This window comes from Chitinophaga jiangningensis, assembly GCF_900142605.1.
GTDB classification, from domain to species: Bacteria; Bacteroidota; Bacteroidia; order Chitinophagales; family Chitinophagaceae; genus Chitinophaga; species Chitinophaga jiangningensis.
In genome coordinates this window covers 102188-126053 of sequence record NZ_FRBL01000004.1, presented here as the reverse complement: position 1 = coordinate 126053, position 23866 = coordinate 102188, and the positions used below count along the sequence as shown (strand labels likewise).

Annotated in this window: 14 protein-coding genes and 1 pseudogene; 4 read left to right on the top strand and 11 right to left on the bottom strand. The window is 38.2% G+C overall.

Features of this window, described 5'->3' with window-relative positions; translation table 11 throughout:
• Positions 1-59: 59 nt before the first annotated feature.
• From BUB18_RS10740 to BUB18_RS10700, 11 genes and pseudogenes are all read right to left on the bottom strand, one after another.
• Positions 60-800, bottom strand: a complete 741-nt coding sequence (locus tag BUB18_RS10740; RefSeq protein WP_073080644.1) for a hypothetical protein — start codon at positions 798-800, stop codon at positions 60-62.
• Positions 801-873: 73 nt separating this feature from the next.
• Entirely contained in the window at positions 874-1479 is a 606-nt protein-coding gene (locus BUB18_RS10735) for a PAS domain S-box protein (protein ID WP_143159906.1), read from the bottom strand.
• A gap of 202 nt (positions 1480-1681) precedes the next feature.
• Entirely contained in the window at positions 1682-3613 is a 1932-nt protein-coding gene (locus BUB18_RS10730) for an alpha/beta hydrolase family protein (protein WP_143159905.1), read from the bottom strand.
• Positions 3582-3821, bottom strand: coding sequence for a hypothetical protein (locus tag BUB18_RS10725; protein ID WP_073080639.1), 240 nt, complete (start codon positions 3819-3821; stop codon positions 3582-3584). The genes BUB18_RS10730 and BUB18_RS10725 overlap by 32 nt, the downstream gene beginning before the upstream one ends.
• Before the next feature lie 42 nt (positions 3822-3863).
• On the bottom strand, positions 3864-4874 hold the full coding sequence (locus tag BUB18_RS29970; protein ID WP_245805650.1) for an outer membrane beta-barrel protein: 1011 nt from the start codon (positions 4872-4874) through the stop codon (positions 3864-3866).
• A 1278-nt stretch (positions 4875-6152) separates the two neighbouring features.
• Positions 6153-6491 (bottom strand): annotated as a pseudogene (locus BUB18_RS30185) (carboxypeptidase-like regulatory domain-containing protein); the annotation flags it as partial.
• 296 nt (positions 6492-6787) lie between these two features.
• On the bottom strand, positions 6788-7036 hold the full coding sequence (locus tag BUB18_RS29355) for a hypothetical protein (protein WP_143159903.1): 249 nt from the start codon (positions 7034-7036) through the stop codon (positions 6788-6790).
• A 363-nt stretch (positions 7037-7399) separates the two neighbouring features.
• Positions 7400-10129 carry an alpha/beta hydrolase family protein gene (locus tag BUB18_RS10715; RefSeq protein WP_073080626.1) on the bottom strand — a complete coding sequence of 910 codons (2730 nt, stop codon included), beginning with the start codon at positions 10127-10129 and terminating at the stop codon, positions 7400-7402.
• Between the two features lie 215 nt (positions 10130-10344).
• Entirely contained in the window at positions 10345-10689 is a 345-nt protein-coding gene (locus tag BUB18_RS10710; protein ID WP_073080625.1) for a hypothetical protein, read from the bottom strand.
• Positions 10690-10808: 119 nt separating this feature from the next.
• Complete coding sequence (locus tag BUB18_RS10705) at positions 10809-13454, bottom strand: protein kinase domain-containing protein (RefSeq protein ID WP_073080623.1); 2646 nt, start codon at positions 13452-13454, stop codon at positions 10809-10811.
• Between the two features lie 53 nt (positions 13455-13507).
• The gene (locus BUB18_RS10700; protein WP_073080621.1) at positions 13508-13747 is read right to left on the bottom strand and encodes a hypothetical protein; all 240 of its coding nucleotides are present in this window, start codon (positions 13745-13747) and stop codon (positions 13508-13510) included.
• 267 nt (positions 13748-14014) lie between these two features.
• Here BUB18_RS10700 and BUB18_RS10695 point away from each other — a divergent pair, with 267 nt between their 5' ends.
• The 4 genes from BUB18_RS10695 to BUB18_RS10680 all read left to right on the top strand — a co-directional run bounded on the left by BUB18_RS10695 (position 14015) and on the right by BUB18_RS10680 (position 22316).
• Positions 14015-17143, top strand: a complete 3129-nt coding sequence (locus BUB18_RS10695) for a SusC/RagA family TonB-linked outer membrane protein (RefSeq protein ID WP_073080620.1) — start codon at positions 14015-14017, stop codon at positions 17141-17143.
• Between the two features lie 24 nt (positions 17144-17167).
• Positions 17168-18580, top strand: a complete 1413-nt coding sequence (locus BUB18_RS10690) for a RagB/SusD family nutrient uptake outer membrane protein (protein ID WP_073080618.1) — start codon at positions 17168-17170, stop codon at positions 18578-18580.
• A gap of 31 nt (positions 18581-18611) precedes the next feature.
• Positions 18612-21281 (top strand): glycoside hydrolase family 2 protein, encoded by a 2670-nt coding sequence (locus tag BUB18_RS10685; protein ID WP_073080616.1) that lies wholly within the window; start codon positions 18612-18614, stop codon positions 21279-21281.
• A gap of 747 nt (positions 21282-22028) precedes the next feature.
• Positions 22029-22316 carry a hypothetical protein gene (locus tag BUB18_RS10680; RefSeq protein WP_073080614.1) on the top strand — a complete coding sequence of 96 codons (288 nt, stop codon included), beginning with the start codon at positions 22029-22031 and terminating at the stop codon, positions 22314-22316.
• Positions 22317-23866 lie beyond the last annotated feature (1550 nt).

Sequence of the window (23866 nt, the reverse complement as noted above, 5' to 3'; positions counted from 1 at the left end):
AATGTTTCCGGGAAGATAAAAAAGGAGTGTGGTAAGCTGTAAAATAATTGATGGCTGGCTTACAATTTAGCGGGGCCTTGCGTGCCGAGCCATTCAAAGGTGTTGACCGGGTTATTTGCATCAAATCCGCGGTAGCGGAGTATCCACAGGCCGCTGTCGTTTGCTTTGCGGGCTACGTTTGGATCTACGGTTTCGCAGATGAACAGTGGCTGGAAGTGGAGGTGTGCGTATTCCGGCATTCTTTCTCTGATACGGTCTCTGTTATAGAGTGTTTTATAGAAGTTTTCGGCTTTCAGTTCTTTTTTGGCTTCGGCGATGAACAGGTGGGTGCTATTGATGGCGATCATGTCTGCTTCTACGAAGGCGTTGGTACCGGTGCCCCAGGTGCGTTTAAATTTATAGTAGGAGGTATGCACTTCGTATACCTTTTTAAGGTAGTTGGCCACGTATGCGATGGCGAGGCGTTCCAGGTGTCCGTTCCAGTGCGTGCTGAAGCAGGCGAGTTGTTCGTTGGTTTCTTCCACGAACATGTGGAAGGCTTCTCTGAAGCCGTTGATAGCGTCGTAAAATTCCATGGTGTGTGATAGGTTTTCAAGCATAGCCTGATAGTATTTGCTGCTTTCCGGTGTAGCGTCGATACCTGCCTGCATTTGGGCCATAAGGGTTTTGCATTCCTGCAGAATTTCCTTGTGCCATTTATTGCAGCGTTCCAGGTGTTGCAGGTGTGTTTGTCTTATTTGTTCGAAAAGCAGGTTGAAGTCATTCAGACTGGGAAGAAAATGTAATGTCATGTCCTTCATGGCATGTAGTGTTTTGGGGGGCTATAGGATAAAAAGCCCTGCTTACGCAGGGCACATGAAAAGAAATAAGTGACTATTCGTCATCATCGTCCATTGGCACAATGTTTACAATTACTTGAAACTTTGTGTTATTGTCCGGTTGTTCCATCAGGGAGATGAAGGCCAACAGCTTTACGTACGCACCAGTCTTGGTCCTGATGGTGATATACGGTCGGGCGATGGGCATGATATCATCCATCCATTTGGTAACTATGTTATTGAGCCAGGTGGAGAGTGCGCGTGAGCACATGAATGTCCATTTCCTGCCTTCAATTTCTCTGTACTTATAGCCACATATGCGGCGCATTTCGCGGTTCATGTAGCAGAAGTTGAGGTCTTTGTCTACATAGAACACGCCTACTTCCGGCGGGCCGTCGTCCAGTTCGGATTCAAATGTATTTTTGAATGCGGCGATGGTGTCATCGGCCATTTTCTCGTAGGCTTTTTGCTTTTCCGCCGAGTACCGGGAAAAGGTGAGGCCGATAATGGACGTTGCCAGTAGTCCGATTCCTACGGAAAAGGAGCATGCAATCCAGAATGGAAAAATCTGAAAGGTGTAAGCGGTGCCGGCGATGCTAAACAATAAAGTGAGTCCAATGGTGACTCCTTCCTTGAGCCTTAGCTCATCAAATTGTTTCATTTGATTGGGGGTTACAAGTTTGGTTTTAAAATAGGTTTTGGTTTTGCTGTCAATGAGGGATTGGCAGTATCTATCTAAAACATTCACCTGGTTGCAAAGAAGCAATTGAGTAAATGTATCCGCAACAAGGATTTTTGTTTTGGATGGATCAAATGTCGGGAAACCGTTTGATATAATTTGTAAGGCAAAAGTTATTCAGTTGTTAATCCGAAAGCCAGCCAGTTGCAGTTGCATTTTTGAGGTAGTGGTCAAAAAACGCCTGCATTCGTTCACTGAAATCCATTGCAGAAGCGCCGGTTACGCCGTGGTTGCCATCGCTGTATTGCAGCAGCCATGCGGGTTTATGGAGTCGGCGGAGGGCCAGGAAAAAGGAGAGGATGTTAGAGAAAGGGCAGGCACCATCATTGGTGGTATGCATTAATAACAGTGGGGTGTTCATTTTATCTGCCGCGTAAATGGGAGAGTTTTTCAGGTATTGTTCCGGTATATCCCAGGGGGTGGCTTTCATACGGAATTGGCCGTTTTCGAAGTTCTCTGCATTAGGGCGACCGTTATTGACCAGGGAGTTGTAGGCCGTCATCCAGTCGGCAATACCGCTGGCAGAAACGGCTGCCGCAAACTTATTGCTATGGGTAACCAGGTAGTTAATTTGTATGGCGCCCCAGGAGCAGCCCTGTAGCCCTATCCTTTTCGGATCTACGAAATGGAGTTTTTCCAGGTATTCCGCTGCACCCAGCACGGCGTCGTACGCGCTTTGCATGGGATCACCGGGGGTGTAATAGATATCTGGCGTAAATACGAGGTAGCCGTTTTGCGTATAGGTAGGGATGTTGATGTTGCAGCCGCTGGTGAGGGGTTCGGTTTTGAGGTAGCTGTTAAGTGCATCGGACTTACGTTCGTAGAGGTGCACGATTACCGGGTATTTTTTGGTGGAGTCGAAGTTGGCGGGTTTGTAAAGGATGGCCTGTCGTTGCTGGCTATCCAGGGTGTTGTACGTCGTGAGTTGCGCGGTGTATTTATGATCCGGCTGATTAAACGTGAGCTGGGTAAAGTGTTTGAAATCTTTTGTATAAAACAGGTTAGGGGCTTCGGTGGCGCTTTGCCGCCTTACGATAATGGAATCGTTTCTTTTAATGGGCGGGAAGTTGCTCTGGTCGGGCACGTAGGGGTTGTTCATGATGTCGTACTGGTAATTGCCCATGGTGAGTAGTTCAGGTGCTTTGCCTCTGGTGAGTTTATACCAGCCGTTTTCCTTGGTGTCGATGTTGAATGCGTTCAGTATCAACGGGAATTCAATCGGTTTGTTTTTAGGCTGGTTATTGAATTCCTGGACGGTGAGCAGGATGTGGTGTCTGGCGCCGAAGCCTCTGGTCAGGTTTTGAGCGGGAGTAGTGCCTAGTGGGTCTACTTCCCAGAGGTCGAAGGCATCATAGATGTATACTTTAGTGCCTGCTTTGTTCCAGCCGGCAATGCCCCGCGGGGAGGCGAATAAGTCGTTGCGGTACAGGTAGTGGAGGTCTGTTTTAATATCGGGTGAAATAGGTTTGGTTTGTTTTAGGGAGATGTGATAGCAGTGGTAGGCGGCATTGTCGTAGTACACGATCAGTTGTCCGTTCGGGGAAAGTCCGTTGGACATGGCACCGGTAACGACCTTATCATCGGCAATCTGATATTTGTCGCCGGTGCTCAACTGCGTAAATTCCAATACCCGTTTATCTGTTTGCGTTAGCATCAATACCGTATCGCCATAGGTGCGGATGAGCAGGGAGCGGGTATCGCCCATGGGGATGGTGCGGCCGGTTTTAAGGTCGATCAGGGCGGTTTTGGGCCGGGTGCTGGTGGCGGGTTGTTCCGTCCAGATGATGGGGTTAGGCGTGGCGCTTTTTTGCGGGCTGGTTTCCATGTAATAAGCGTAGTGCTTCACTGCGGAGATGATGCGCTTGTTTTGCCAGTTGGTGGCCACGATTATTTCTTTATCCGTAGGCGTTGCACGGGCCAGGAGGGTATCGTGCCGGAGTGTGGGTAGCCAGGTGGTATCCGGAGCTGTCCCCTGGAGGGATAACCCAAGCAATAGGAGGAGGGAATTCATGTTGGCATAGGTATTAGTGGCAGGAGTAGATCGTTTGTACTTCACACTCCGCGGTGTAAGTATCTCTTGCCCTGGTTACTGTGATGATAGTTCCGCCATTATTCAGCAGCGAGCCGCTCGTTTCTAACGTGCATAAACCATCTTTAGGATCTACTACATACAGTTTGCAGCTGGGACTTACCCTCGCAGCCAACGCCGCGGATATAGCCGCTACCAGCCCTATTACCGACAGGAGAATTTTTGCTTTTTTCATAGGTTGAATGTAGGTTTTCCGGGTGCATTACTGCATCAGTGACTACTTGATGTAGTATACAATGGAGCCCATGAAGAAGCGCTGCAGCACGGTGCTTTGGGTGTCTTCGAAGTAAGTAGGGGTAAAGGTGCGACTGAAGCTGTTGTTGTTGTTCAGGATATCGAAGCCCTGGGCTTTGATTTCCATCTTATTTTTGAGGAGGCGCTTGCTGAGGAATACGTTGAGTAAGTCCACGGAGCGGTTGAAGCCGGCAGAGAGTCCGGAGGTGACTACTTTATTGTACTTAACGCCGGCGATGAAGCCGAGCGGGAGGTAGCCGGTAACCTCGAGGTTCATGTTGAAGGAGGTGACTTCGTTTTTGGTGACGGTACCGAGGTTGTAGGTGCTGTAGGTGCGGTTGGCACTGAAGCTGCTCTGGATGTCGATAAGTTCTTTTTTGGTATAGTTAATGGATACCCTCGGGGTAATGCTCAGCGATTCGCTGGTGCCTAGGATGCCGCTGACGGAAACGGGGTCGTTGGCGTAGAGGACGTTGTTGCTCAGGTTGATGGCGAGGCGGCGTTTGAAGAAGGGTTTGGAGTAGGTGGTGCCCCAGGAGAGCATGCGGGAGTGGTCCAGGTTGATAGGGGTGAGGATTTGGCGGCCGAGGGAGTCGAAGAAAGTGTTTTGGACGATTTTTTGGTTGGTGTTGGAAAACATCACCGTACTGCTGAAATTTGAAAGTGTTTTTGGGTTTAGATTGGAGAATCTAACTGTCATATTCCGTTTTATTGGATTCTTTAATGCAGAATTGCCGGATTGAACAATCAATGGGTTTTGAAAGTTCCTGGTCGTGATAAGCAGAGCCGGTGATATAGCTGCCGCATCATAATACAGGGAGTAAGCCAGCGTGGAAGACGGCTTGAAACGATAAGTAAGGTCAATTCGCGGGTAAATATAGTTCCAGTTTATTTCTGCAACAGAGCTATTGGTAGGAAGGACCTCCTGCTGTCTGATTTGCCAGTTAGCATAAATAGAACCGTCAAATTTTTTACTTCTTACATTAAGACCCATTGTTAGGGAATTTTGAATAAGCTTATAATTCCAATCGTTATTTAAGGAGTCTATCAGTGACATTTTTCCCTGTGTAACTGGATCTCTTGCGTACACCTGATTTTTGTCGATGGAACTAATATATGAGATGCTATTTAACCCGAATAAGCTTAATGTTGAATTAAACAGGTATGCTAAACCTGTTATTCCGGATATATTTGTGGTACGCCCGCTTATTGGATTGTAATTATCCAGCAGTGTTGAAACGGTAGAATCATCATATTTTTGCTTATAATCGGACAGATAATCCATTTTGTCACGACTGTTATTTATTCCTGCATTAATCGTTTGAGAAAATGCACCTTTTGAATTATTAATTCTATGGATAAATTCATTGGAATATGATATAGAGGTATTGTTGGATAAGGATTTATTATAAGCTCTACCGGTAATGTCAATGCTACTGCTTGGAAACTGGTTAGAATAATTGCTACTATTTGTGGTAGTTCTATTTGTATTCTTAAATGAGATCCGTTGCGTTACCTGGTTTAAGCTATCCATCTTTAATTGGTGTTTTATATCAATATTTATACTTTTAGTGTTAGCATTAGTTTCGTTGTTTTGAAGGCTTAGCCCACTCGGAGTGGTATTAATAAATTCTCGCCTGGTTGCGCTGGTATTATAACCTGACAATCCAGAGTAAAGAACATTGGTAGACAAATTGTTTTTGGGGTTGATAATATAATTGTAGTTTAAGCCGATTTCACTACTCTTATTAAAACCACTGGAAATCTTTGGTTTTCCGTCCTGGATACCATTGATATTGTCCATATTGGCAATAATAGAAAGTTGTTTTTGAGAACTGAATCTATTTAGCGTTAAGCTTCCAATGTACTTGTCGGATGAGCCATAACCCAGTTGAATATTGCCCGAAAACTTGTCTCTTTGAGATTCCTTTATCGTTAGGTTCAATACTTTGACTTTTTCAATATTATTTCCTACGCCCATTCCCTGGTTATCCGATGTGATAATTTGAAGTTTGTCTATAAGGTCTGCGCTGATATTTTTTAAGGCCATCAAAATATTGCTACCAAAATATTCCTGCCCATCAATTAAAATTTTCTCTATTTTTTCTCCATTATATGAAATGCTACCATCTGAAGAGATTTCCAAACCAGGCAAATTTTTAAGTAATTCTTCTAGTAAGGCATTTTCATTTACTTCAAATGAGGAGCTGTTGAATTCGGTCGTGTCCTTACTTACCTTCGCTATTACTGGTTGACCTTTAACTGTAAATTCATTCAGGTTAATAGAAAGGCTGCGCAATTGAATAATGCCTAAATCAGTAATAGAGTCTCGCACCAAAACTTGGAGGTATTTGTTATGGTAGCCGTATTGCGAAATCACTATTGTCATATTACCTGGTTGAGAGGTTGCTGAAAAGGAACCGTTTTTATCTGTGCTCAAGTTTTTACTAGATCTAGCATTAGAAATAACTATTAATCCTTCAGCAATAGGTTTTCTGGTAATACTGTCTTTAACTTGTCCTTTAATAACGTAAGTGGGCCTTACCTGTGCAAATAAAGGTGTAATATATAATATGATAAACAATGCGGTCGCAAAGGAAATCCATTTCATTTTTCTGTTCTTCAAAAATACCAAAGTACTAAGTCAGGGTGCAATAAGCATTCAGTGTAGTTTCGTTTGGTGATTTTCAATTTCGACAGATGTATAAGTAGACTTGATCTGGAAGGCAATAAGAATGTGTTGGAGATCGAACTTTTAAAAAATGGTTGGAATTTAATTTTTCATTAAAGCATATAAAATATTCTCCGCAAATCTTAATAGGATAGTTCGCCGTAATTTAAAAGCAGATGATTATCTAGTAATCTCTTACTTTGTGTAGGCTGTTAGAAGTTTACGTGGCTTATGGATTAGAGGAATCCGCTATAAACTGTTTCTAAGATAGTGCATGGACCACCTTTCTCATTGGTAGCATACGTTTGAACGGTAGTTGTTGCATATGGTTCAAAAATCAAAGTGGCATTAATTATCGTTAATTCGCATATTGTATCAATATTTGTTGTTCGTACATATATTATTGAAACGATTTTAGATGCGATTGCAGATACGGTAATTGCAATAAGTCCGACTGCTGATAATAATATTTTTTCTTTTGTCATACATCAAATTTTATGAATTTATAAATAGAGTTGTTTAGAAGCAGTCTAATTAAAGGAGAAGTCATACATTGCCAGACGCACTTAGGACTAAGATTTTGATGCTAGGAAGTCTAGTAAATCCATCGTGTGTTCAGTCTGCATAATCCCGCCATTTAATATACTACCTGACTTGATAGATTTATTTAATGTATGAGTCGCTTAATTTGCCTGTTAATATAGAGATATCGTTGATTGAAAGGGTTATTATTTAATGGATAGGGTATTCCCTTTTATCCCTATTTGACTTTCTGTACCAAATATAGTAAATCAGTATGCTGTCGGCCTTCAGTTAAAATAGGTTTTTTCTTGTAGTCTAAATGGTTACTAATGGCTTAAATGTGTATTACCTTGCTGTTGATTTACTAGTGGTAGATTTTGGTTATTTTTGATTGTGCTCCATGGGTCTTTAGTCTTTGAAGTCATCCACAATGGTGCCGGCATTTCTTTTAAATAATGGTCAAAAAATTGTCGCATTCGCATGCTGAAATCTGGTGCATCGTTACCATATACCCCATGAATCCCTTTTTTGTATTCCAGTAACCAAACTTTCTTATTTTGATTTCTCAATGCAACAAAAAATTGAATCGCATCATAAATAGGGCAACGGTCATCATTGGTAGTATGCATCAAAAGGATTGGGGTTTCAATTTTATTAACCTTTAATATAGCAGCATTGTCGATATAAAGTTGTGGGTTTTCATATAAGCTTACCCCAAAATTACCCTGGCCTCTTTGATACCATAAGGAATTTAGTCCCGACTGAGTTAACATATTAAATCCACTAATTGGGTTTGCTAATGCAGAGGAAATTACGGCAGCTTTAAAGGCTTTTACTTTGGTAAGAATAAATTCAGTTGTAGTGCCGCTAAAGCTACAACCAACTATCCCTACATGATCCATGTCAATTTGTCTAATTTTTGATAGTTTTTCGAGTGCTCCCAAAATTGTTTCTGTCGCTCCCATAAAAGTATTTCCTTGGGGTCGGTATATATCTGGTACAAAAACCATATATCCATTACTCACATAGGTAGTGATGTTAGGTAAACAACTTGTGCATAGATCTTGTGGTTCTATGTATCCATTTAGTGCTTGTGATTGCTCCTGGTATGAACTTATTATCAGTGGATATTTTTTTGTTGAGTCATAATTTTCCGGTTTATATAGTATGCCATTTATCTTTATGTTATTAGGCAAATAGTATTGAATCAATTCGCTTTTCATCCAATTGTACTTTGCCTCTGGTTTCACAAAAGTTAGCTGGGTCAGATGCTTGAAGTCTTTTGTAAAGAAGAGGTTAGGTGCCTGATTTACAGTGGAACGTGTTACAATATATCTATCGGAACCTCTTGACTTTATGGGGAATTGTATTGGGGTTGACCCCAAAACGCTTAGTTGTTGTATATGAACATAATAAAAAGGGCCAAAATTTAGTTTAGTTGGCTTCTTGTTGGTGCCTGGATAAATGGAGAAGAACCCATGCTGCATTGTCTTTTTGTCAATAGCCGGTAAGAACTTTAAATCTGCATATTGAATCTTGTTATCAAATTGCCCTGTCCTTAAAAAAAATTGAATTTTGTTACTTGCTCCATATCCACTTGTTAAATTAATGATAGGGAACTTATTTTCACAACTTACCATTAAAATGTCATAATTTGAATAGAGATATACAGTATCGTTATCTAAAGACCAACCAGCTATACTGACAGTGGGCGGCTCATTAGTTTCTAATTCGGTATGATTATGCACTTTTAGAATCGGATAGTGAGTTTGGTTACCCGTATTGAATACAAAGATTGTACTGTCTTTCAAATAGACGATATTTTTAGTGAGTGGAGACATGCCACGGATTGTCGAGCGCATAATTCCGGGTCTAATAATACCCTTTCCTTTGACTGAAATTAGCTGGATCGGTTCCAGGATTTTATTTTTCAGGAGAGTGCCTGCTGGATCTTCAAATTGAGCCCTTGAATTTATAATAGCCCACTCACCAGAAGGTGTTCCAGTTAAAACTAACGAATCATTTTCTAGGGGGTGTAATTCAGACTTAAAGATATTATACGCATAGGTTATTTTTAGATCTTTTCCGTTTACTTCATCTGAATTTAAGCTTATTTTATTATCAAGATGGCTCCATATGACTAAGGAAGTTACTGAAGTGTCAGTAGCATTAGTCTTTAAATTCAATTGTGGTAATAAATTAAATATTATTGTACTATCATGATCTGCTATTGATAAGCTATAGGGATCTAATTTCATATCGAATTTACCTGGAATGTTTTCATCACAAATAAGAATATTGGATGTTTTCCCTATTTCAACAATTTTGGATTGTTTTGGAGTATATACTAAAATAAAAAATTTTTGTGCCGCAATCGAATAAATAGCTCTAGTTAAAATCTCTTGGTCGGAGCTAAATTTATAAATTGTATCAACTTTTAAAGTTTGGTTAATTCTTAATAGAAACGTGTTCGATTTTATTATAGGAGTTTCATTATTTCTTAGGAATAAAGTTTGCTCAACAGAATCAAAAAGTAACGAATTTTCACTTTTAGTATTTATTAGCTCAGTCGATTTATCTTTTTTATTTACGAGAATCCATTGGCTTTTTAAAACAGAATAAGCTTCTTGTCCATTAGGTTGAGATACAGTTACATTTCTAACATTCGTTTTTAAGAGAACTTTTTTGGTGCCTAGAGTGATAATCCACAATGAATCCTTGATTAAAATAAGCCCGATTTCTTTACTTCCCAAATTAGTAATTTCGAAAGAATGAACTGAATTGAAAGTCGATTTCCATTTTTGATCTACTGATTCAAAAGTAACTTTATTCGTACCTGATTTCTTATCAATAATTTGATACGCGAAATAATTTCCTGAATAACTGAATTTCGTACCGGTTGAGTTTAAAATAGGCCAATGATCATAGCTTGAAGGAATAATCGCAGGCTTATCTTGGGCACATAAAGAATCATTAACTATAAGTAAAGCAAATAAAGTACATATTAAAATATTTAATTTTATGGAACCTTTAGCAGGCATTTTTATATGTTTCATTCAGATTATGGATATTTAATAATAAATGTAATTTCCTTATTAGCTGTTTAATGTTATGCAAATGTTATGCAAATGTTATGCAAATGCTAGTGAAGTAAATCTGTATTAAATATATTCTTTGTTATGTTAATGTGATTTGAAAAAAAATGGAAGAGATTCAATAAAGAATCCCTTCCAGAAAAAATGGCTATTGAAGACTCAAAGCCCTTGAACGATTACTGGATGCCTTGGAAAACAGTAGTTGTAGTAGTACACTCTGCGCTTTTCAAGGTAGTTGCGAAAGTTGTGAATGAGGTAGTAGCATTTGGATCTGGTGCTAATGTAGCATTCACCAATGTTAATTCGCAGATATTAGCTGCTGGAGCAGTTCTAACATAAACAACTGATGCAATTTTGGAAGCGAATGCTGTTCCGGCAACTGCTATGAGGCCAATACCTGCTAATAAGAATTTTGCTTTGTTCATAATAATTGGTGCTTTTTGATAAAAAGCTAAATTATGGTTAAACGTTCTCTTTAGTTTAAATGCAGAATAGGAAGAGAACAATGCCCCATGCTGCATATCCGGATATCTTTGTTTTTGTAATTAGTATAGTTTAAATTCTAAATTTATTAAAGTTACAACCCGATTATGCGGTGGTCATGCAGTAAACAAACTAATTTCTTATTTATTTTTTTCTACTAAAATAGCGGGTCATTAATTTCCTTGTAAGTAAAACAACGATGTAAAAATAATAGTATACCACAGCTGCCATGGAATAATCCAGGAGACAATGATCTGCTTACATCACTATTCCAAGTTATAATCTGATGGTTTTTGAGAAGCTTATAGTTATTGAGATAGGATGCGATTATAAATGCTTTTTCTTTATAGTTGTCGTTATTCAGAACTTTTGCTGCCTCTAAAAGAACGTACCCTATACCTGGTAATCCTGTAGCAAAGGTGAAATTTTCTCGTATACGGTTAATATTAATCTTATTAATTAGTTTTTCCGCAAATATTTTGTATTTTTTCAATTGAAAAACTTCATAGGCTTTTATAAAAATATAAGCAACTCCAGCGGTTCCAAATAAGAATGAGTGATTATTATCATTATACATGTTCTGTATTATTCCATTGAGTGACTTATGTATACAGTCATCCATACTTGAGTCTTTGGTATCCACCTTATATAATAGAAGATACAATAGGATACCGGAATTCCCAGACGCTAAATTGATCGCTGAATAAGACTTGTTATTATGATTTTTTGTCCACAATCCGTTGGCTTGCTGAGATGTTAGCAAGATATCATTAACTTCACTCAACAGTTCCTTATAGTTGTGGATTTGAAGTTCATTATAGCTCTTAAGGATGAAGAGTCCTTTTCCGCTGATACCTTCCCATAAATTGAGGATTAGGGGTTTCGTATTTAATAACTTAATTGTGTTATTAATCATATTTTCGTTTACTGTTAGAATGCCTCTGTTAATGCATTTTGCAATTATCAGCCCAATGCCATACCTTCCTGTCATTAAACCGACTGGCCCGTTTACATTTGTATTGTAAAAGTTTATAATAAAACCGATGTTTTTATTTAGGATAGTATTTTCAAATTCACCATTCTTAATCTCTGGTCTTAATGAATTCATAGCTAGGAGAGTATGAATGGTGCCGCTTATCCCAGTGTAAAATCCTGGTTCTACACTTAATCGTTCATCGTGATGCCTCTCTCTCGAATCATCTGCAGTAGGATAGATCCAATAGTTGTTCGCGTCTGTGTATAACTTGCTACATATAGCCTTCGAACCAAAGGTTACTGAATCTTTAAACATATTTATTCCGGAAATTGTGAATGGTATGGTATCATTAAGTAACTTACCATATATATTCTTAATATATGAGAGTATTTCTTCCAGAATCGGTCTACGGGTTCTGTCTGAATTGAGACATTTACAAATTAATTCTGCTATCTCCTCACTTCCGATCAAAGATTTAAGTTGTATAAACAAGTTTTCACTATTTTCAAAGTCAAGAAACGCAGGATTTGATCCTGTAAAGATAAATGATAGAACAGCACCAATAGAAAATATATCCTCTTGAGTGTCTGGTATATAATTGTCGCTGTCTTTTCGATAAATATCAGAATAGCCAATTGTAAAGCCTTGAAATATTGGATTTTTGTTGTCACTTTGTATTTGGTAACTTAATCCAAAATCCAATATCTTTAGTTTCTTGTCTGGAGTATAGATTAAGTTTGAGGGATTTACATCTCGATGAATTATTCCCTTATCATGTATTTTCTTGATTAATTCCAAGAAATGGAGAGATATTTGAATAACTTTATTTTTTTGTTCGTCTTTCAATGCTCTCCACCCTCCTATACTGTATATGTTAAATAGTAGATTACCTAAGTTATTTCCTTTTATGTATTGCATTACTATGGCCATTTCATTTTCTTCTTTTACTAGGTCATATGGTAATGCTGTAACTTCAGAGTGTTTAAGTTCAGAGTGTATTTTGTATTGCCAAGTAATATTATCTGCCGCGTCAATTCCTCTTTCGTTTAATAACTCATTTTTTTTTCCGGTTTTAATTACGCACTTAAGTGGTTGATACCATTTTGGAAAGAAAATTCCTTTGTGAACTGTTCCTTTAGAATCAATTCTAATTAAGCTAGTTTTTACAGTCTTATTACCCACTACAGAGGATAACTTCGGGTTTTTAAGCGACCTAATATCTTCAAATATCCATTGTATATTTTTGGGGTGCTTGTATATTGGGTTCAATGGATTTGGGATATAACTTCCATTTGTGAGAATTGCAACTCTTTGTTTTTTACCTTCGACACTATTAATCGTAATGCAATTCGTGTAGTCGTACCTTACATGAATTCCTTGAAGTAAATGATAACTCCCTTGGATAATAGGATGAACGTTGTTAGATGTGTATTGAATAAGCTTTTTTACTATTATTTTTGCGTCAATTTCCGATTTGGGAAAAATAAGTATTAATCTGTTTTGTATATCCGGTCCGAAATGTCCGAATAATATTTTAACATAAAATTCCTTATTTATCGGGAGCTGAAAAGAAATATTGTTAATCGTTAGGTATTCTATAATCCTAGGAAGGATTTCATCGATTTTAAAAATAGTTGCGGACAATTCGATGATCCATCCTTTTTCATGTTTACGACTGCCAATAGTTAAATATGGGAATTCTATTTCAATGGGAATATTATTTGCCTTAATGAATTGTTTACATTCATTTGAAGGTAGAAGTTCAATTTTATCATATTTATTATCAATGTTCCCGCCCGATAGAATATAACTTTGTTGTTGGTTCATCCTTGTCCATTTTTATCGAAAACTTAATGTCTTAAATTTTATATATTTCCCCGTTACTCATACCCTACACAAAATTCAGCACATGAATCTATTGTTTCTTGCCTAGCAATTTCATAAGCGTCGCCAAGTGTATAGTCAGTAGTTGTGAGGAATAAATAGGTGGTAATATAGCACGGTCCTCCATGGATTGTGGGAGCATAGAAAGTGCTTATTCCTCTTGCCTTATTAGCGATAGCTACAGAGACAGTTACAAGTAGGCCAGTAATTAAAAGAATTATTTTAGCTTTTTTCATTATATGGCAGTTTTTATTTTGTTCGGGTTGCTGTTTTTTTAAGTTTGAATGAATACTATCCAAGCCATTAAAAGTGTTTATCTATCCTAAAATTAATCCATCACACTGCTATTAAATATACATTCAAACTCAGCCTTAAACTTTGTTATTCATTAGTTAATTTCTCAGTACTGTTTTGCAATTTCGACCTCTATCCTCCTTTAAGGATAGTTTTAATTGTATACCAATTGATTCAATTTATCTTATCCCCTAGCAAAGACTATATATATGAAAAATATTTACAGTGTTTTCCTTCTGTATACTTTTGTGACCTCCCTGGTATTGGGTGCTAGTGCTACTGCTACTGTTAGGACGCACACAAGTACATATAGAAATCAAACTACATATGATTCTTTGCCTGTTGACTTTTTAAAAGGAAGGGTACAGGACATAAACGGGAATTTATTAGCAGGAGTTAGTATAGGTATACGTGGTACCAAAGCAGGTACTGTAACAGATAATCAAGGGAATTTTTATTTTAAGCATATTAAATCTTCCGCAATATTGGTATTCAGTTATGTTGGATTTAAACAGCAAATTTTAAATGTACCAACAAGTCGTATGATGGTGGTTTTGATGGAGCAATCTGACAACCAACTTGATGAGGCAGTAGTTTTAGCGTATGGAGCTACTACTCGCCGTTTTAGTACCTCAAATATAGGGACAGTTAAGGCTGCGGATATTGCGGTGCAACCAGTAACAAATCCATTACTAGCCTTGCAAGGTAGGGTGCCAGGAGTAGTTATTTCACCCAGCACTGGAATGAATAATGCTGGTGTAAAAGTAACAATTCAAGGTAGTACAAGTCTCGCTCCAACAATTGGTAATGATCCATTATATGTAATTGATGGAGTTCCTTATACCTCTCAGCTAATGACTAATAACCAAGGTGGCTTTTTGGGAGCTTCTGGTACCTTAACTACACAAGGAACTAATGGAAGTCCAATGAGCTTTATTAATCCATCAGATATTGAAAGGATAGATATACTAAAAGACGCTGACGCAACCGCAATTTATGGTAGCAGGGCTGCTAATGGTGCTATTCTAATAACAACAAAGAAAGGGAGAGGCGGAAAAATGTCGATAGATATTAATGCCAATTCTGGTTTTTCTAAACTTATTAAATTTGCAGACCTCTTAAATACTCCAGAGTATATTACAATTAGGAAGGAAGCATTTGCAAATTTCGGTTTAACTCCAAGTGCACAGCCCAATTCACCAACATATGCAGCTGATCTGATGCTATGGGATACGGTACGGTACACGGATTGGCAAAAAGAATTATTAGGAAAAAGTATTCCATTTTCGAACATTGAGGCGGCTGTGACAGGTGGTGGAAATAATATTTATTATCGCATTTCTGGAACATATTCTTCCCGAGGAACTATGTTTCCATCTGCTTACGGATTTGATCATGATCGTAGAGGAGCCATGAATGCTAATTTAAGTGCGAACAGCCCCAATAATAGATTAAAAATGGAATTCATTGTTAGATATTTATATGACGTAAATAAAATGCCCAATCTAGACCCCACAACTATTGCTTATAGATTATCCCCTAATGCACCGGCTTTATATAATAGCGATGGTTCACTTAATTGGGCTCCCGACATTAATGGAAATAGTTCTTGGACTAATCCATTATCGTATGAATACTCAGGATATGCCAACCGAACCGGAAATCTTGGCACTTCATTGAACTTAAATTATAGTTTACTAAATGGGGTGCAGTTTAAAACTTTGCTAGGTTATAATAATATTCAAACTGATGATTATAGTTTCACAAGCAAGTCATCTTTTGCTCCAGAAAGAAGAGCCACTCAAAATTCTTCTGCAAATAAAGGCACTTTCAATATTAATAACTGGGTAATAGAGCCACAAGTCTCTTATGTAAAGGATTTAGGTCATGGAAAATTAGATTTCTTAGTTGGAATGAGTATTCAGCAAGAAAATAGAAAGGGCCTAGGTTTGAGTGCTAGTAACTTTGCATCGGATTTGAGCATTTTTGATATCAAGCAAGCGTCTAATCCGATTGTTGTAGGGATTAATGATATAATTGAATATAAGTACAATGCCTTGTTCTCGCGTTTAAACTATAATTTTTTAGAAAAGTATATTATCAATTTAGCTTTCCGAAGGGATGGTAGTTCCAGGTTTGGTGTTGAAAATAGATTCCATAATTTTTGGAGTATAGGTGGGGCGTGGATAATCTCGCAGGAGAATTGGTTTAAAAGCGCCGGTAATCTAATTAATTATCTTAAACTTCGATCTTCCTATGGACTTACAGGTAACGACCAAATTGGTGACTATACATTTTATAACCTTTACAATGTGCAATCTGCACCTAATCCCTATCAGGGTATAATATCAATATCAACAAGTGGGCTTCCTAATCCATACTTGCAATGGGAGGAAACTAAAAAATTTGATGTCGGACTGGAGGTTTCCATGTTAAAGAATAGAATTATGGCGAATTTGGGATACATAAAGAATAGGTCAGGAAATCAAATAGTACAATATGTTTTGCCTTCTACCACCGGAGCAACCTCTATTCTCAAGAACTTCCCTGGTTTGATACAGAATACAGCTTTTGAGGCGACCCTAAGTACGAATAATATTAGGAAGAAAGATTTTTCATGGGTATCGAGTATTAATATTACAATACCAAGAAATAAGCTCATTAAGTTTGATAATTTAAAATCCTCAAGTTACGCTAATAAGTATAAAATTGGTGAACCAATTACTGTGGCCAAGCTTTTTAGATACGCTGGTGTAAATACTGAAACAGGATTGTACGAATTTTATGCAGCTGATGGTACAAGAACTTCAGCTCCTAAAACAAATATAGATGATGAGATCTACCAGAATATTGCTCCAACTCTTATGGGGGGAATTCAAAATACTTTGAATCTAAAAGGTTTTCAATTGGACTTTTTCTTCCAGTACACCGAACAAGTAAAGATGGATCAGGCGAGAGTAGGTGGAGGGGCCTTACCTGGAAGTATGTCGAATGTTTTACAGATGATAATGGACCGTTGGCAGAAAAAAGGAGATATAACCGATGTGCAAAAAGTTGCCAGCTCTGGCCAATTATTAACGCAGATTTTAGCAGCAACAAACTCGGATTTAGTTTATACTGATGCGTCTTTTCTAAGGTTAAAAAATGTAAATATTTCTTATTCTCTGCCTACGGAATTAATAAATAGAATTAATATCAAGCAAGCCAGAGTATATGTACAGGCCCAGAATATATGGACTTGGAGTGGATTCAAAGGTTTAGATCCGGATCTAGGCAATGGTGGACTCTCGATGCCATCGTTGTTTACAATTGTAGGTGGTGTTAATCTTTCATTTTAACTCTATTAATAAATTTAATTGAAGATGAAGTATCTTATTCAATTGATTTTGATCAGCTTGGTTTGCTGTGCCTTGTCCTGTGAGAAATTGGTAAAAGTATCTCCTCCAGTAACAAGAACTAATGGTGATAACTTATTTTACTATGACCCTGTAGTTATTTCTGCTGTAACCGGAATTTATGTAAGTATGTCCACCGCTGGATTTGGTACTGCAGGTGATATTAGGGCTCTAAATGCATGTGCAAGTTTGTATTCGGATGAGTTGACTTTATTTTCAGGTCCAAATGTTTCGCGAGTATATCAGGATTATTATAATAATGCGTTGTCAGGACAAACTAATGGTACAGGTGGAAATTTTTGGAATACAATGTATACCACAATTTACAAATGTAATTCAATTATTCAAGGGTTAAGTAGTCCGAATAGTATATCAACTGCAGTATCTAAACAGTTGATGGGAGAGATGCTATTTACGAGGGCACTATGCTATTATTACTTAGTTAATTTATATGGTGATGTTGCCTGGATAGATGGAATTGACTATACTATAAATTCCGTGGCAAAGCGGACGTCAAGTGGTGAAGTTCTCAAATATCTCGTAGATGATTTAAAACTGGCAAAAGATTTATTGAGTATTAATTTTTTAGACGCCAGTCTAATAAAAGGATCTAATTTTAGATATAGGCCTACTACCTATGCGGCTTCCGCATTATTGACAAAAATTTTCTTATTACTGCAGGATTGGGGGCAGGCTGAAGATGAAGCCAGTCGTGTGATAGCTAATTCTCAGTTGTTTTCATTAGACTCGTTAAGTTCTGTGTTTCTAGTGACTAGTAAAGAAGCGATTTGGCAATTGCAGGTTGTGTCTTCAAATGCAGCTACTGAGGAAGGAAATAAGTTTATATTGCCATCCACTGGTGCTAGCGAATCATTTCCGTTTTTTCTTAGTGGCAGACAGATAGCGGCATTTGAGAAGAATGATAGGAGGAAGCAAATATGGGTAGGAACGTCACGAACCTACAATTATCCGTACAAATATAAAGTTGCGACTGCGACTGGTACTCCTACAGAAGCACTGACTATGCTCAGATTGGCAGATATCTATTTAAATAGGGCGGAGGCGAGAGCCCGTGCTAACAAACTTAGTCTCGCGACTGATGATATTAATCTAGTTAGGACACGTGCATGGTTACCCAAAATTGTAGGTGTAGACGCAAATAAGCTTTTGGATACTATCTTGCACGAACGACAAGTGGAGATGTTCACTGAATTTGGTAATCGGTTTATAGATTTGAAAAGATTCCAGAAAATTGATAAAGTTATGCCTGCTGTATGTGCAGAAAAGGGTACAACGTGGAAATCAAGCTATTCCTTATTTCCTTTTTCTGCTTCCGAGTTGCAAGCAAATCCAAACCTCCAACAAAATCCAGGCTACTAACTATTTAAACCAATTTTAATTTCATAAGCAAATGTTTAAGAAAACTCTTGTTCTCTTGTATGCTTGTCATTGCACCATTACAGTGTTTGGACAGGCCACAGATTTAGAACATCGAATCGCAAATGCAAGAATGATTACCACTCCATATGCAGTGGGTGTGATGGATGAGTGGGGAGAATACCCCAGGCCTAATTTGGTAAGAACTAACTGGATTAATCTGAATGGAGACTGGAAATATCAGATTACAGATATCAATAAATTTGAGTATTTAGGTTTCAAAGATGCAATTAAGGTTCCATATCCAATCGAGTCAAAATTATCAGGTGTTCAGAAACCATTGTTGCCAACTCAAACATTATGGTATTTTAAAGAGATTAAATCACCTTCTTTATCAAAGAATAGTAGGTTTATACTCAATTTTGGTGCAGTTGATTGGCAAACAGAAGTTTTCGTAAATGGTAAGTCGGTTGGAAAACATACAGGCGGATATGATGCATTTTCGTTTGATATAACCGATTATCTCCACGGTAAAGGAATTGATAGTGTAGTTGTAGCTGTGGTGGATCCTACCGATAAAGGTATAAATCCTCATGGGAAGCAGGTGTTAAATCCAGGTAACATTTATTATACACCGACATCTGGTATTTGGCAGACGGTGTGGTTAGAAAAAGTGCCTGTTACCAGAATTGAAAATATTAAGGTGACGCCAGATATTGATAATTCTTCTGTAATCTTTGTGTCCAGCACTGCGGGAAACAATTTACAAAAAGGAAAAGTTAAAGTGACGGTATTAGCAAATGGTCGTGCAATCGCTGATGGAACTGGCAATGTTAATTCAGGTATTAAGATACCCTTAATTAAACCAAGATTATGGTCCCCTGAAGATCCCTTTTTGTATGATGTTAAAGTACAGCTGATAGATGGAAGCAGGGTACTTGATGAGGTTGGCAGCTATTTTGGTATGCGTAAAATTAGTGTGGCAAAGGACCGTGAAGGGCATCAAAGAATTCAGTTAAATAATAAAACGATTTTTAACCTGGGAGTACTTGACCAGGGATTTTGGCCGGATGGTCTGTATGCGGCTCCTTCATCGCATGCCTTGGAATTTGATATTGCTACGATCAAGGCTATGGGATTCAATACGATAAGGAAGCATATTAAAGTGGAACCACAGTTGTGGTATTATTATGCAGATAAATTGGGTATGTTGGTATGGCAGGACTTTGTGAATCCGCCGCATGGCCTGCCTGAGGGTGCTAAAGCTGAGTTTGAAAAGGAGCTAAAAGTTACCTTACAGCAACTACAAAATCACCCATCTATTATATCCTGGGTGGTGTTTAACGAGGGTTGGGGAGCATTTGACCAGGAGCGAATGACGAAACTGGTTAAGGAGGAAGATCCTACCAGGTTGGTGAATGGCCACTCTGGTCAGTTACTCTATGTAAATAATCGTTTGAGAAATGATATTAAGACACCGTGGGTGGCTAGTGATATTGCTGATATTCATTCCTATCCATTTCCCCGCCCATTAAAGGACGATTTTGGAAAGGTGCAGGCGGTGGGTGAGTTTGGAGGGATTACGGTGTCTGTGCCATATCATACCTGGAATGATTTACAAACCTGGGGATATGATACTAAGAAGCCGGCCGAGTTCAGAGCTATATACCGACAAATGATAGACTCAATTGCTGTTTTAGAAAAACAGGGTTTAAGTGCCGCCATTTATACCCAACCATTCGATGTGGAAACGGAGGAGAATGGATTTATTTCTTATGACAGAATGGTGCTTAAAATTCCGTTTGACACTTTAAGAGCAATTAATACTGTTTTGTCAGGTGTAAATATTAATCAACCAGTTGAGAGGAGATTATTGACAGCTTTTAGATTAATAAACGAAGCTGATACTGACGATAAATACGCACAATATTTAAAATCAATTCGGGGAGGGACAGGCGATTCCGCGTTAATACGGAGGATGATCCTACTTTCGATGAAGAAAAAAGATACAAGTAATACCAGGTATCTAACCTCTGTTTTCCTTAAGAAGGTAAACAACCAGTTAAATTATGATAATGTGTCTTTACTGACATATGTGGCTGCTTCTCCTGATGATCCGGGTTACTCCGTATTGCTCCGTGATAGTACAGGCTCCGCTCAGGCAATAGGCGAACAGGCATATCAGAGATGGCGGAAGAAGGTCATCACCAATAGGTTCATTAAGCCTATGTTAGCTTCGAAAGGGGATGTAGACTGGGAAAAGATTGAATCAGAAGTTACACAAGTTTATGGTCCATCAGGTCAGGAATATATCTGGGGTGCGGCAATGATGCAGAACTTCAACAGTAAAGACTGGAACGACTTCGGTAAGTATTACCGTAAGTATTTTGAGGTAGCCAAGGAGCATAGTGAATATCATATTAATAATATGACTTGGAAAATTTTTGAAAATATTTCGGATACCTCTTTACTCCGGTTTGCTAAAGATGTAAGTGCGTATAACGTGAAAGAGAAAGATAACTCAGCAGAAGCAATCGATACTTACGCCAATCTCATGTACAAACTCGGCGAAAAAGATAAAGCCATCGAATGGGAGAAAAAAGCTGTCGCTGCGCGCCCTGACATCAAGGAGCTCGCCGACAACCTCGACAAAATGCTCCGTGGCGTCCCCACCTGGCCGGTCGACTCTACCAAACGTAATTAAACTCGGTTTTCCGTTGTAGGAAAGAATATGTAGATCGAATAACTTCCAAGTCGCATTGTAGTTTCTTTCTACATAATATGGTGTCCTTAACAAGAGAGGGGCACCTGGTGTCAAGGACCGGGATTCTTCCCGGTTCAATATTCTGAAATTTTGGTTGTTCAATATAGAAGTTAAACTATTGTGTTGTACATCTGTCTTTCTCTGATGTCAGATAAAGTACAGTAACTTAAGGTAAGGAGCCGGGACTCTTCCTGGCTCCCTTCTTAAAAAAGTGTACGATGATAATAGGATTATCTTTTGCGAGTGTAGAGGTGGGAGGGTAGTGAGTTTGATGATTATAATTAAAAAACATTACAAAAAAACACAAAAAATATTTGGATAGAATGAAAAGGTGTTATAATTTTAATCATCGATCAGTGAAAGAGAAAAGTGCAACAAATCCTTTGATAAATTATTCCTAACTAATAAACGAGCTCTTTATGCCTCGGTTGATCCCGCTGAATATGGATCTACATCAGGCAGATGACCCCAAAAGAGGAAAGTGAGAGTGAGCTTTCTTCGCGAGATCGACAGTTTATCTCGAATAACCATAAATCTTTGGATTCTTCCCGGGATAAATTTTTTTAGCATTTAGAAATCCAAACGGTCATTTTATTCGTTTATGTAGGAAACCTAACCAAATCAATCTTATAATTCCTTCTAGCATATTTTATTTTTTCAATAACTCCTAAAAATCAAGATGCCCGCATGAAAAAGATATTCATGAATGAGCGGAAACTAATCCAGATGTTTTTAGAGGTGGAAGCCGGCAGACCAGCAATTGAATTGATGCGTATCCTGGCGATTGATGAAGACAAGATCGAGGAAGTGAGAAACGCTCCCAAAGGTGTGTTAACTGCAGAAGACAAACATTTCAGCGAGTGGGTAGAAACCCAGTTCCATAAGCAGGAAATGTATAGCGAATCCGACATGGATTTCAATATTACCGAGAATATCTTCATCATCATGCGTCCTCCTTTTGAGAGTGATAATTGAGACTTTGCTCATAGTGTGACAAATAAACATTATCAAAATAAATATTTGAAAAAAGTGGGAAAAAACATAGTACCATTTCCATGTTTTAGATGTCATATAGATGAAAGCACACTAAACAGGTTTTTTTACAAAGGTAGATGATACTGTTTTCTGCTTATTAGACCTTGCTCTTTGATAGATTGGATGTTAGCAAACTTTAGTAGATGACTCATTAGTCATCGAAAAAAAATCAACTTTTTTCAAAAAAGTTGATTTTGGACAAGTACCTTTTTTTATTTTCTCTCGTTATATAAATATGAATAGCACGCGCCATCATCAACAGAAAGGATTTTTCAAAAAAAGTTGATTTTGACATAGTACCTTTTTTATTTTCTGACGTTATATAAATATGAATAGCACGCGCCAATATCAACCGAAAATATTTTCAAAAAAAAGTTGATTTTGACATAGTACCTTTTTCATTTTCTGACGTTATATAGTGATGAAGGAACTATTATTGAAATAGTGCAGAGAAAGCAGATGTCGCATCAGTAAGGATTGTATCGGGCATTATTGAGAATCCATGCACCTTACTCATTCACACATCGGTTTTGAAAATGTGGATAAATAAAGTTCGTTTTGACATAGTACCTTTTACTGGTTACTGATGTTATATAACTGAAAGAAAAAGCTCTTTGAATAATTTAATCCTTAAAACGGATCACAATACTTGTCTCAGCCAAATGCAGACGTGTTGCTGAAAATTGGTGGATATTACTCCTACTTTTATCCATCTATCTTTCTGAGAAGAAAGATACGGGTGATGTCTATCTCCCGTAGTTTTGTGTCGAGGTTTACCATAAAGTGTCGTGAGGGCCCCTTATAAGATATGGCTTAAGGTGTTCTGCACAGGCCCCGAAAGGGGCCTCCCTACCAAGGGACACTCAACGGTAATCAATTATATTGCAATTCTGAAAATGAGGGGATGCTGGGTACCCCACCAGCTCCCCAATTTCAGCTGCGCAACATCTTAGGTCAACTTGTAACGATGTACTTCCGAATCGGGAGCACCACTCTCCGAGCCTTCCTGGACGTCCTTCAGTAAGATTTGTACCGCGAAGTGATTGTGAAAAGGTAACTCCCGGTGAAGAAGTCCTTACAACGCGCCCGAAAATAGTTATCGTCCTCCCGTGTTGAGGGTATAGGAGGTACCTTAACGATCCAATAGCAGGTTTTAACAAAACCTGCTTTTAATAAAAAAAGTTCTTTTCTGCATAATAGTTTCCGTTTAAAACTTTAAGGCCACAACCCTTAAACTCTCTACCAACACAGGTGCGCCCCAACGCGTACTTTTGCCAAAAAGAAAATGGGAGGGAACTCTTTCCCACCTGCTATTTTATATGGTTGCTGAAAAATTATTTACATATCCGGCGAAAGCCGTTTTATGTATCCGTGATAGCTTCACGGAAAAGTTGGGTTAACAAACAAATTAAAAATGATAGAGCTGGATTCTTCCAGCTTTGGTTATTCCGACCCATAGTGTGTAACAGCACTATGGGTCATTTTTTAAT

Coding starts and splice junctions, on each gene's coding strand:
- BUB18_RS10740 (WP_073080644.1), bottom strand. CDS start 800: ATGAAGGACATGACATTACATTTTCTTCCCAGTCTGAATGACTTCAAC.
- BUB18_RS10735 (WP_143159906.1), bottom strand. CDS start 1,479: ATGAAACAATTTGATGAGCTAAGGCTCAAGGAAGGAGTCACCATTGGA.
- BUB18_RS10725 (WP_073080639.1), bottom strand. CDS start 3,821: ATGAAAAAAGCAAAAATTCTCCTGTCGGTAATAGGGCTGGTAGCGGCT.
- BUB18_RS29970 (WP_245805650.1), bottom strand. CDS start 4,874: ATGGGTCTTAATGTAAGAAGTAAAAAATTTGACGGTTCTATTTATGCT.
- BUB18_RS29355 (WP_143159903.1), bottom strand. CDS start 7,036: ATGACAAAAGAAAAAATATTATTATCAGCAGTCGGACTTATTGCAATT.
- BUB18_RS10715 (WP_073080626.1), bottom strand. CDS start 10,129: ATGAAACATATAAAAATGCCTGCTAAAGGTTCCATAAAATTAAATATT.
- BUB18_RS10710 (WP_073080625.1), bottom strand. CDS start 10,689: ATGCAGCATGGGGCATTGTTCTCTTCCTATTCTGCATTTAAACTAAAG.
- BUB18_RS10705 (WP_073080623.1), bottom strand. CDS start 13,454: ATGAACCAACAACAAAGTTATATTCTATCGGGCGGGAACATTGATAAT.
- BUB18_RS10700 (WP_073080621.1), bottom strand. CDS start 13,747: ATGAAAAAAGCTAAAATAATTCTTTTAATTACTGGCCTACTTGTAACT.
- BUB18_RS10695 (WP_073080620.1), top strand. CDS start 14,015: ATGAAAAATATTTACAGTGTTTTCCTTCTGTATACTTTTGTGACCTCC.
- BUB18_RS10690 (WP_073080618.1), top strand. CDS start 17,168: ATGAAGTATCTTATTCAATTGATTTTGATCAGCTTGGTTTGCTGTGCC.
- BUB18_RS10685 (WP_073080616.1), top strand. CDS start 18,612: ATGTTTAAGAAAACTCTTGTTCTCTTGTATGCTTGTCATTGCACCATT.
- BUB18_RS10680 (WP_073080614.1), top strand. CDS start 22,029: ATGAAAAAGATATTCATGAATGAGCGGAAACTAATCCAGATGTTTTTA.